At 53.7% G+C, this 11572-nt stretch carries 6 protein-coding genes; 2 read left to right on the forward strand and 4 right to left on the reverse strand.

Features of this window, described 5'->3' with window-relative positions; translation table 11 throughout:
* Window positions 1-182: 182 nt before the first annotated feature.
* The 4 genes from ACIPQ1_RS28645 to ACIPQ1_RS28660 form a co-directional block, all read right to left on the reverse strand.
* A complete protein-coding gene (locus ACIPQ1_RS28645; RefSeq protein WP_411385373.1) occupies window positions 183-3089 on the reverse strand; it encodes a hypothetical protein in 2907 nt (968 codons plus the stop codon).
* Between the two features lie 11 nt (window positions 3090-3100).
* The gene (locus ACIPQ1_RS28650; protein WP_446535143.1) at window positions 3101-5488 is read right to left on the reverse strand and encodes a hypothetical protein; all 2388 of its coding nucleotides are present in this window, start codon (window positions 5486-5488) and stop codon (window positions 3101-3103) included.
* Window positions 5489-5555: 67 nt separating this feature from the next.
* The gene (locus ACIPQ1_RS28655) at window positions 5556-7013 is read right to left on the reverse strand and encodes a hypothetical protein (protein ID WP_446535144.1); all 1458 of its coding nucleotides are present in this window, start codon (window positions 7011-7013) and stop codon (window positions 5556-5558) included.
* Between the two features lie 100 nt (window positions 7014-7113).
* Complete coding sequence (locus ACIPQ1_RS28660; RefSeq protein ID WP_411385375.1) at window positions 7114-9468, reverse strand: hypothetical protein; 2355 nt, start codon at window positions 9466-9468, stop codon at window positions 7114-7116.
* Window positions 9469-9982: 514 nt separating this feature from the next.
* Here ACIPQ1_RS28660 and ACIPQ1_RS28665 point away from each other — a divergent pair.
* Window positions 9983-10426, forward strand: coding sequence for a hypothetical protein (locus tag ACIPQ1_RS28665; protein ID WP_446535145.1), 444 nt, complete (start codon window positions 9983-9985; stop codon window positions 10424-10426).
* A 66-nt stretch (window positions 10427-10492) separates the two neighbouring features.
* Window positions 10493-11488 carry a hypothetical protein gene (locus ACIPQ1_RS28670; protein WP_411385376.1) on the forward strand — a complete coding sequence of 332 codons (996 nt, stop codon included), beginning with the start codon at window positions 10493-10495 and terminating at the stop codon, window positions 11486-11488.
* The last annotated feature ends 84 nt before the right edge of the window (window positions 11489-11572 follow it).

Below are 11572 nucleotides of genomic sequence, written 5' to 3' on the forward strand. Positions count from 1 at the left end.
TTGAGTTCCGGCAAGTCGATGGCGAGGGTGTATTGACCGGTGCGTGGATCAACACTGGCCGACAGGAAACTCATGAAGTTGAAGGCATTGGAATGAACAACCGTTGAAGACGTCATAATGTGTCACCGCCTTGGACAAGATATGAAGCAACCCAGCGAATCATCCATGATTCGCCTTCGGCGCTATCTAAAATTGATCAGCAGTTGATTGCGGCTGTCTGCTTTGCTCGGTATCTCAAAACTCACACTCATTCGATGGCGGTTACCTTCCACATCCGTCAGTGTAAAATCCACAGGCGTATCCAGCCGTTCGCGATACTTCATGAGCGGTTCCTCGGTCATGCCGTCATTCCAGTAGGGCATATCCGCGACTCGATGAAGGCTGACGATAAGTTCGCCCGGGGAAGGGCGATGTTGCTCAATAAAGTCCGATGAAGGCCCGTCATAATTCAGGTCGTGGCATAAGACTCTAAAATAAGCATCGAACACCAATTTAGTCGGTGGGTTATCTTCCCGGCCAAAGGGTTGGGGATAAAAACCATACCCGGTGTAACTGGCGAACACTTCATCCAACTGCTCCGACTCGTATTGCAAGGTCGAAGCGTTACCGGCGACCTTGAGCGTGGCCATGCGGACGGGGTATATCCCCGACTTTCGGTAAGCAAACTTCCAGTAATCGATCGAGTCCAGCAGATAAGAAAACGGATCATCGGGTTTCTCCTCACCTACCCCATTGAAAACGCGCGTCCGAACGAAGTCATAGTGGCCATTGGGCCCGACTTCTCTCAATGGGGTGGGCGGTACAACGCCCTGCAGCCGAATAGTGCCATTCGCCCACTCACGCATATTTGAAGACCATGTCCGGTTATCGGCAGCCTGGAACTTGGCATAAAACTCACGGGTACCTTCGGATGTCGACTGCACATAAAACTCACGATAGCGTGTCCGGTCGTTGTGGGGTTCCATGGGACGGTTGGGATCTACCTCCTTGACGGCGCCCGGAGAGTAAAGCTTGAAACGGTTGCGCTGGACGTTGACCGCCCAAGGCAGTTCACCGTCCTCTATCCCCTCCCGATGCGCCTCGATAAAAGGTACTTCAGCACCGCTGATAAGATCGACCAGCTTCAAGGTCGACAACTCGACGTCGCTCAGTGGAATATCAATCGAATACCCTTCATAGTCGACTGCCTTGGTTTCGATTTTGATCCGCAGCGGAATTTGCTGCAGACCATTGATGTAGCACTGCGTCGTGTCCAGCGCCTCGATTGAAAATACACTCAGCTCTGTCCAACGCGGCGCTTCCCGCTGCCGCTCGACCAACTGCACAATGGCATAGCCCCAGTCACTCTCACTGGTCTCACCGAGCACGACGCTGACCGGTGTCTCGTTACTGATGGGCGGAGTAAATACCCCATCCGAGGTAATCGTTCCCTCGCCAAACACCTCCCAATTGGCCGGCCTAGCCGAATTGTCCACACTGAACCGTATACGACTGGATGCCGTGAGGGAGGGCACATGATAAGGCACGATCTTGAGAGACTGCGGCGCCACGATAATGATGACCGCTGCACGGGTAGTTTCCGCCGTGCTGGTGTCTTTCACTTCAATGGTTTGAATCCATACCGGTTGGCCTGTTTCCCATCGTGGCGTAAAAACAGCGTTGTAACTGTCGTCCTCCACCTCCAACTGCCCCTTCGGATCGCCTACCAACCGCCATTCCAATCGATTGTTCCCCAGGCTCGAGGCTTTAAGGTGGACAGGGTCCATCCCTTCACCCCATGTGCAGATACGCGGAGAAACCGCGATGCTCTGGTAAGACTCCACCACCAGTCCCGAGTAGCTTCGCTCTCCGAGACTGTCTTGGTAATGGGCCGTCACTACCGAGACCTGCTGGTTGAATCCCATCAATTCCGAGGCCTTCGGTGTGTAGGTGTCGCCTTGCATGTCGCCGACCACCCAAGGGCTATCGAGGCTGCTGGCACTCCATCCGTCCGGTGCCGACGCGCGCCCCGTGCCGCTGACAACGCTGAAGCGAGTCGGCACACCGCCTTTCACCGCGACACGTGCAGGCTCGACAACCCTCCCGTCAGATGCCAGCGAAATATTACCGAACACCACCAAATCATGGGGCTTGTGGGGAGGCTCGCTGTCCGTAAAGACATAGCTGTTGGGAAACAGCAAATGCTTGAGCAACTCCAGCTCCGCCCCATCCACAAACGGAATCAGGCGTTTTTCCACCAGCACCGTGGCGGAGTATTTGGGCTTGCCGTTCTCCAAGTCATTGGGGATCAAGTAAGGAAGGCCTCGATCGTTTGCGGGCAGGCTCCCTGGTTCAGGATTGGAGGTCAGTTGAACGAACATTACCAACGCGCCTTCCCCATAGTTCGCCGACCGGGCATCCGCCGCCCCGGGCGCCGCTTGGGTACGCAGCGCAAACGAACGAGGCGCCAATGGGCTGTAGTCGTTGTAATCGATGATGCCGAGCACGAAAATCTTGCGATAAACAGGGTGTTGTTCAAGGTAAGCCTTGACCGCATCACCGATACGACGCTGGGCAAAGTCACTGGAACCCAGGTTACACATGACATCGAGCCCTTTGGACAAGTCGAGTATGACCCGGCCTCGCTCATCGACCGTCCCTTGCGCCACTGCCAGGCTGACGGTCATTCGCACCTGATAACCCATGTCTTCAAGAATGTTGAAGCTTTCCCGGACCATGCTCGGGAAGATCGGCGAATGGTCGGTCGTGGTATAACTGCCGCTGATAATATTCATCGTCAGCGTCACCTCGGAGTTGACCAAGCTCGCGGACTCGAAAGACAGTCGCGGCTCTCCCAATACCATACGTTCCAGTTGGATTTCCTCGAACTCCTCCTCATGAGTAAAGAACCGACGATTGAAAGGCATCAGGAAACTCAAGTCGTTCATATGAGACAGGTATTGCTTTTGCAATATCTGATTGATATGGGCACGGTCGAAAGCCACGATCGCCCCCCAACCTAAAGTGACGCCCTTGCCCGTAAGTTTCCGAAGCAGTTCAGTTTTGGAATGGCCGATCATCAATGTATCTGCCGCACTATTCGAAGCCATGACGACTCTCCTCACGACCCTGTTGCATCAGTAAAAGACTGCACATCCACAATGGGATTGGGCACGATTAGAAAACTGTACTTCCAGACTTCATCGTCCGGCCTTATGGCCATGAGCACAGCAAACTTGGCGTCCGGGACGGCCGGTAACTCATACTCCCCCGTCGTTGAGAAAGTACCGTCGCCGTAGAGTTTGGTGAACTCGACTTGATCAGTCGGTACCCATTGTTCATTCCCACTCCGGTCCGTGTAGTACAACTTGACCGTCACCTTCCGCTTATCGTCACTGATCTCGGGTTTGATGTAATAGGTGGAGGCCTGATGCACCACGACTGCAATAGCCTTTTGTTGCGGGCCGCCCGCTACACGGGCCACCGTTATTTCTTCAAGGGTAATGGGCGTCTCGTCGTTACCTTGGAAAAGAGGAGGTATGAAGCGTTTCTGGTTGGGCAGACCCGGTGTCGGCTCGTGCTCATCCCGGATCTCGGCGGTGGATCCGCTAGCCAGCGACCAGGCAAGAGGAGCTCCATCCAACGCTGCGGCGGACATTTTATGGCCCGATACCTGGTCGCCCTCGGACCTTGCCGTCACCACGAACACCAACGGGTCGATACCAATATCGCGCTTGACGATGCTCACCAACGCCAAGCTGGTATTGCCATTGGCTGCCCGGGCGTTCACCAGTACACGTTTCTGGTAACCCGGAATGTCGATATCGCGGGGAGCCTGGTAAGCGCCGGTTTGGCGATCGATCACGCCGGGATCACCGTCCTCATCAGGCAAATTCATGACGGTCCACTCAACGCCGACCGCCCCAGGCTCGATTTTGAACTCTACCCTCCCCTCAGGCCCGACAAGCGGTTCGATTGGATCGATGACAAAGTTGGTCATGCTTGGAGCGATCCTGCCGAGCAACGCCAAGTCACCGGTGAAGTATCCTTCACTCGGCACCACCGCATTCTTCGTACGGAATAACAAGCCATGGAGCCGATAGGTGTTGATCTCGAGTACCGTTCCGGTAAAGACCCTGAAGCTTTCTGTCAGTTGCTCTCCGAGCAACGACTCGAGGCGTTCAATGATCGCGTCCAAGTGCGGCTCTGCAGGTGTACCAATAAGACCGTCAGGCGAAACTTTGCATACTGTTAGTTGCTCCGTCCCATGTAGCCTCAATGACAAATTGCCCTCGGCGTCTGTCTCGAACTTGAAGCGTTGCTGCCAGCTCCACTTCATCGTAACCGATTTAGAGACCGTCTGATTATCATTGGTCACCACAACCACCGGGTTCGAGTGTTGCCCGTCCCAGATTAATGTCAAGACGTCCTTATTGACTATTTCTGCGAAGAACTTCCCGTCCGTCCCAGCCTGGAACGGCAAGGTGAGTTTGGATGGGAATGTAAGGTTCTTGATGCCGGGAATACCGGTTAGTGTGCCCACCGACACCGCCCGGGCTCCGCTCCGCGGGGTCAGTTTATAGATATGTTGCCCTTCCACCCCTTCTGGAATGACCTCGATAGATTGTTCGGTGAGGCGCTTGAACCCAGTGGCAACAATGTTCTTGAGCATGAAATGGTTGCCCAACAGCAATGTCGCGGACAGCGGCTCGTCGCCCCCGCCCAATGGGATCAAATAATGCATCCCTGCATTGCTACCCGGAATAGCGACGTCTTCGTCCGCCGCACCTCCTTGCATCTGAACAAACAACAATACCTGGCCCTCGCCAAAACTGGGCGAATTACGATCATCGCCGCCCTCCACCGGATGGGTGCGAATCGCGAAATTTCTGGGCTGAAGAAGGTTGTCAGGGTCGACCGGCAGGGTATTCAATTCGAATACCTTCTCTTCCTCCGGCCATTCTTCGAATTTCTTCTGGAATTTTTCACCGGCGATCAGATCCTGTTCCATGCTGTCGCCGATAGTGACATACAGCCTCGTGCCCTTTGAAATATCCAGGAACACACCTCCATCTTCCTCCACCGAGCCGTTATTTTTCTGCAAGTCAATGGTCGCTCGTAATAAAGGACCGTTCAGAGCATCGGCCAGTCGTATCCGTGAAACCCACCTGACCTTTTCCCCCACGCCTTTATTCACGGAAAGCTGCGTCCCGCCAATAATCCGCATCGTCAGCGTTGCTTCAGATTGATTAATGTTCGCGGTTTCGAACGACAGCCGAGGCGCGTCGAGAAGATAGTCGTAGATATATTCCCAGTTAGTACCCGAGCTAAACTCAGCATCAAAACTGATGGGATCAAAATAATGCTCATTGGTAAATCGCTCGATGTATTCTTGTATCAACAGCACGTTGGTTTTGTATTGATCATAAGCCAGGATTGCATCATAACCGTAAGTCCGCGGTTTTTCTCCCAGCCACTGGATAAATTGTGCCACTGTTTCGCGCGCCATGATAACTTCCTCAGAATTTAATGTTGAGCACTGTTTGCCACCAGCCTCCCAAGTACCGAACTGCCTTTCATTCCACTACTTGAATACCGTCCAGTGAAGGAAAGTTGAAATTGATTTTCCCTCCATCAAAACTCACCGCTACCGCGAACCTCAGGTTCGAATTCAACCTCAACCGCTGTAAAAACGTATTCAATAACTTTTGATCCCTTATACCGTTCAAAGCCTCTTGGGCCGTGACAGGCACAGCGGGCCTACGGATATCAAAAGAAATGGGAGTGCTCGTCGCGCTGATGCCATGGGCACGAATAGTTAATTGTTGACCCGCTGCAATAAAGGGCCACGTCGCCAAGGTAATGTTCGCCCCTGTCTCAGGCACGGTGCGTAATGAGAGTCGATTGCCCACCACCTCGGTGCATTGAACAGTGGGATAAAACTCTATCGGTAACGGTAAAATTCGCAGTTGTAAACTATCGGAATCTTGATAACCCTCACCGACTGGGGTAATTCGGTAAAACACTGCAAATCGTTTGGCGTCATCGTCGTCGCGCGCTTCCATATTCGCGGCGATGGCACAGACCGGCACCTGGAAGCGCCGAGGATTTCCATGTTCAAAAGGTTCGGTCGCAATATGCACGCCTCCCGCTGGATCCCCCTGCCAATGAACGGCAACTCGATCGCCAGCGCCGATTGCCAGTGACGCCGGCAGCGTGACGAACGCGCCGTTTTGCAGGGTAGACGCAGCGGTTAGATAGGCCTGGTTGTCGCCAGGCATGCCTTCGGCAGTGGCGCCCTCGACGGATGGGGGCTTCAGATCCAGCGGCGCCCGCACTCTCAGCTCCAGTGCTTGCGAAGTCTGAGCCACACCGGCCCGAGCATACTGATAGAACACTTGGACCGCTTCCCCCATGCTGGCTTGCAGCACTGGGGCAGACAGCCGAAACAGCAGGACCTCGCTCTGAATATTCGACGGATCGAGCAAGAAGGCCTGAACCACACGCTTATCAAGGCTGGAGGTCCACCAATACAAGGCTATCCCGTCGCCGATATTGGCCTCCCCATAGGGCGCGACTCGCAGCGTAATACCGTCAGGGAATTGTGTGGGATCCAGCGTATCGCCAGACAACCCTTCTATCTCAATGAGCGGTGCCAACGGTGTGGTCGGCTCCGTAACTCCCAGCGATTGCACCATGGAAGGCCCGCAGATACCGGTACCGACATAGTCCACGGTGTAGCTGATCAATGCGTGACCGCCGCCGATAAAGTCAATTTGGTCTCTGGGAATATTCATCAGCAGGGGTTTGTCAATATCACTTTTTTCCAAAGTCTTCGGCTGTCGCCAAACCTCGTCCAATTCACCTGTGTCGTCGTAACCTTCAAACTTGAGGGTGACGACGTCACCTACCTGCATGGCCCGATACGGTGCAATGACCGCGGTAATCGTTGGTCCACTCGGGCGCGGATAGATGTGCAGATCATGGGATTCCTTGATCTGTGGGACAGGCAACTGCGTCTCTGAGGAGGGCATTTGATTAACTCCTTTGAACGGTAGCTAACTGCTATACAATATTTCTGACTGTACTTGTTAACGGCGAGACCGTTAATTCAAGACAGGTGAATTAATCCACCTACAAAAGCGGGAGCGGCAAAATAATGCAAGCAAACTTCCAATCTTCATCACTCGCTCTTTCTGCCATACACACGGCGAACTTCATCGTTGAGTTTGGGGACGGGACATACCAACCAGCCTCTGTAATGCTACCGTCGCCATATAATTGCGTGAAGGTCGTTTGTTCGATGGGCTCTTGGATTTCGTCACCGTTCCTGTTCACATAAACCAACTTCAACTGCATCCCTCGCAACGGGTCGAATACCGTTCTGAAGAAATGACTAGAGGCATGTTGTATGACTACCGCCACAGCCTGCTGTGCCCGGCCGCCAGAAATACGTGACACTTCAATGTATTCGAGCGTAACGGCTGCATCCCCCTGACGAACAGGTGGTATAAATCGTTTCTGGTTGGGAAGCCCGATGATCGGTTCAGGTTCATTTTCGATGCTGGCAGTCGACCCGCTGGCCAGTTTCCAGACAAGTTCGGTGCCATCCAACGCAGCCGCAGACATCTTGTAGCCCGAGACTTGCTCCCCCTCGGACCTTGCCGTCACCACGAATACCAACGGATCGATGTTGATGTCGCTCTTGACGATGCTCACCAACGCCTTGCTGGAATTGCCATTGGCTGCCCGAGCCGTCACTAGTACCCGCTTCTGGTAACCGGTGATGTCGGTGCCGCCGGGCGCCACGTAAACACCGGTGTCGCGGTTGATCTCACCTGAGTCGCCGGATTCGCCCGGCAAACTCTTGACACTCCAGGTCAGCCCGGTCACCGCAGGCTGGGTGGAAAATGTAATCCGTCCTCCAGGCCCGACGACCGGTTCGATCGGAGCAATGAGAAAGTTGGTGAGGCTCGGGGCAACTTTACCGAGCAATGCCAGATCGCCGACAAAGTATCCTGAACTCGGCTGTATCGAATTCTGCGTACGGAACAACAACCCATCGAGTCGAAAAGCATCTATTTGGGAAATCGAACTGGTGAAGAGCTGGAAGCTATCGTCCAACTGCTGCCGAAGTAGCGACTCGAGACGTTCAATAATCGGACCCAGGTGCGGTTCGGCCGGTGTTCCAATTAAACCGTTGGGGGATACTTTATACTGTGCCACATTGTCCCCCGCCTGCACGGGAGCCAATGACAGTTGACCATTTGCCGACGTCGAAAATCTGAAACTCTGCTGCCGGTGCCACTTCATCGTCACAGCCGAGGAAACTACCTGACTATTGCTGAGCTCTACACGCGCATCGGTCGCGCGTTGCCCTTCCCAACGTAATATCAGGATGTCCTTGTTTATTCTTGCGAAGAGCTCCCCCCCTGTTCCGGCCTTGAACGGCAAGGTAATTCCGGAAGGCAAGGCCAGGCTCCTGATGCTGGGAACATCGGTTTGCACAGGTACTTGCGCCGTTCGGGCTCCATTCTGTGGGGTCAAGGAACGAATATGTTCACCCACCACACCTTCCGAAGCCACTTGGACAGGTGCGGCATTGATGCGTTTGAATCCGTCGGCAACGACGTTCTTGAGCAAAAAACGGTTGCCCAACAGGATCGTCGCCGACAGCGGCTCGCTGCCCCCATCCTGAGGGATCAGATAGTGCATCCCCGCGTTAGAAGGCGGAAAACCGACTTCGTCGTCCGACGCACCTCCTCTCATCTGAATGAACACCAACACCTCGCCCTCGCCGAAGTTGGGCGCGCCACGCACGTTCCCTCCCGGTGCCGGATGGGTGCGAATGTAGAATTTCTCAGGTCGAAGCAGTTCCGAGGGGTCGCGCGCCAAACTATTCAATTCGAAAACTTTCTGATCGTCGTCCAAGGCCTCGAATAGCTGCCGGAATTTTTCGGCTGCGACCCAGTCTTGCTCCATGCCGTCGCCGACCGTGAGGTAGAATTCCCCATATACTCCCCCGCCCTTCGAGAGGTCCAGTGTGACGCGGCCAAGGCTGTCCTCGGTACCTGGCGTTCTTTCCAACGGAACGAGCATGTGCAATAAAGGACCGTTCAGAGCGTCCGCCAATCCGATACGAGTCACGGATGTAACTCGTTCGCCCACGGCTTGTTTAACGGTGACCTGCTTTCCTCCGACAATCCGCATGGTCAGGGTCGCTTTAGAATTCGATATGTCGGAAGTTTCGAACGACAATCGCGGCGCATCCAGAATATAGTCATATAAATAGTCCCAATGCGTGGGTGAATACTGAACGTTAAACGTCAACGGGTCAAAATAGCGGCCACTGTCAAATCGTTGGATATATTCCTGACGCAACAGCGTATTGGCTTTACTCTGGTCGTACGCCACGATAGCGTCCCAGCCCAGGGTCCTGGGCCTCTGTTCCAGCCAAGCCACGAAGTCGGCTACAGATTCTCTAGACATAACGCATCCTCGCCATATTACGTCAAAGCGACCATGGGCCGATTGGCTGAAACAAGCTAACGTCCGTTGGCTCATTCCCAGCCAAGTACAATTGAGGTTGTTGTACCCTCACCACGCACGCATGACCAGTAACAGAACAGATAGGTTCCGGTGATCGCTAAAACCAGCTAGGCTGGGTATTTATTTTTTCTGCACGCAACAACCTAGCAGTTCTGCTAGGTAGCCAAAGTGAGCATTCGTGTCTACTGTTCTCTCAACCTTACTTGTTTAACCGCCTCACAATACTCGTTGGGAGCAAGTATCATGAAGAGCTTACCCGTACCCATGCCATCACTAATCAATAGCCGCTTTCATCTTGCCTTAGGGGTCACAACACTATTACTTAGCAGTGGCTGTATGAACACTGATAAAACACCTGCCGAAACTAAAGCGCTGGTCACCGTAATCCCTGGTTCCTGGTCGGAAGGAAAAACAGAGAGCCGGACATATCCACTCTCGATAAGGGAGCAACGGATTGGGTTTCATCCAGTGTCCGACCAATACCGTCATGATTGGACGCCAGCACGCAGGCGACGAAAACGGCTCCACCAAACATTTGTGCGCCAGCCTTGTACAAAATGGAAAGCCAGTAGAAGTGACGCCACCGGCAGGGGATAGTTTTACTGGAAAGATTGAGGTTGAGTCCGCAAACCATAGATATGAGTGCCCCCACCCTACAATCATGACCGGTCGTGGCCACTACCATGATGAAAACGGCCCGACATGGTATATGTGCGGAATCGCCAAAGGCGGCGCCTTTGACGATGACGAACTAGAACCTGCCAATCGTGTATGGACAGGCGATATTAAGGAATCGGGCAGTGATTACACCTGCCCCACAGGTCAGGTCATGACCGGACGGGGTCACCGAGGCGATGAAAACGGGTGGACCATTTATCAATGCGCGACACTCTATTAATAAGTACATAGTGCTTGACAGCTTGCAACCGGGCCCTTTCTTTCACCTGTCAATCGAGCCTAAAACATGAATCTTATTTCGCTTTCCCGTCATGTCATTGCTTTATTTTCCAGCCTGGTTGCAGTGAGTACAGTGATGGCCACTTCGAACTCTCCCGAAAACGCCGCGCAGATCATTCTCTATAATAAAGACAAAGACACTTGTTCCCTGGATGTGCCTGCGCAAGGCAGCGGTTTGACTTATCGCTACGAACTGTCGACCTTCGTCACAAAATGCAAGGGATTCGAAACGCGTTCCATCGAGCTTGTCCAATTACCTTCGGCGCTTAGAGTTTTCTTGACGGATGACCCCTGGTGCTCCGACAACACCAACGCAGGCCAGAATTTCTGGCTCAAACTTAAAACCACCCGAAAATCAACAACTGTCGGCGTTAATGAAATCACTTATCTATTTACGTACCCCTCTAATAGCATCATTGCTCCCGGCCTTCTGCTGGAAAGCAAATATGAAAAAGTGAATGGCGAAGTTCGCGACAAACTGTCCTGCATCGAGTTGGTGGCCTCCGAAGCATTCGGTACCACTTGGCCACCGGCCGCGACAGACTCGGGTCGTACATGGTCCGACGCTATTCCTGAACAGTCGTCCTATTACACCTGCACCTTTCCCATGATCCTGACCGGCCGCCGACACACAGGATTTTTAAACGGCCTAACTCGTTATGAATGTGCCACAGCAGTTCAGTCCGGGACGAACGTCAGCGTAGGGGACAGAGTATGGTCTCCTCAGTTGAAAGAGTCCGATGGTATTTACTTCGTCTGCCCTATGAACAAAATCATGACCGGACGCACCCACGACGGCGGCGGAAATGGCCAGACCCGTTATGAGTGCGCAACGGCCTCCCAGGGCGGCAGGGACCTGACGGTCACGCTTCAAGCCTGGAGCGATGAGATCGGTGAGGCCAACTCGGTGTACAACTGCCCCGCCGGTCAGTTTCTCGTTGGCAGGTGGCACAAAGACAACGAATTCGGCCCCACCAAGTATCGCTGCGCCATCCTGAAATGAATTTCGGCGGCCGACTGCCGGGCAGCCAGTCGGCCTTCTTTTTCTCGACCTGGGTAAGGCGCCATGACAACGTCCAATGTGGCA

It is taken from the genome of Pseudomonas sp. LARHCG127, assembly GCF_052871455.1.

Excerpts from the sequence above, each read along its gene's own strand:
- ACIPQ1_RS28650 (WP_446535143.1), bottom strand. The coding sequence starts at position 5,488 with ATGGCGCGCGAAACAGTGGCACAATTTATCCAGTGGCTGGGAGAAAAA.
- ACIPQ1_RS28655 (WP_446535144.1), bottom strand. The coding sequence starts at position 7,013 with ATGCCCTCCTCAGAGACGCAGTTGCCTGTCCCACAGATCAAGGAATCC.
- ACIPQ1_RS28670 (WP_411385376.1), top strand. The coding sequence starts at position 10,493 with ATGAATCTTATTTCGCTTTCCCGTCATGTCATTGCTTTATTTTCCAGC.
- ACIPQ1_RS28645 (WP_411385373.1), bottom strand. The coding sequence starts at position 3,089 with ATGGCTTCGAATAGTGCGGCAGATACATTGATGATCGGCCATTCCAAA.
- ACIPQ1_RS28660 (WP_411385375.1), bottom strand. The coding sequence starts at position 9,468 with ATGTCTAGAGAATCTGTAGCCGACTTCGTGGCTTGGCTGGAACAGAGG.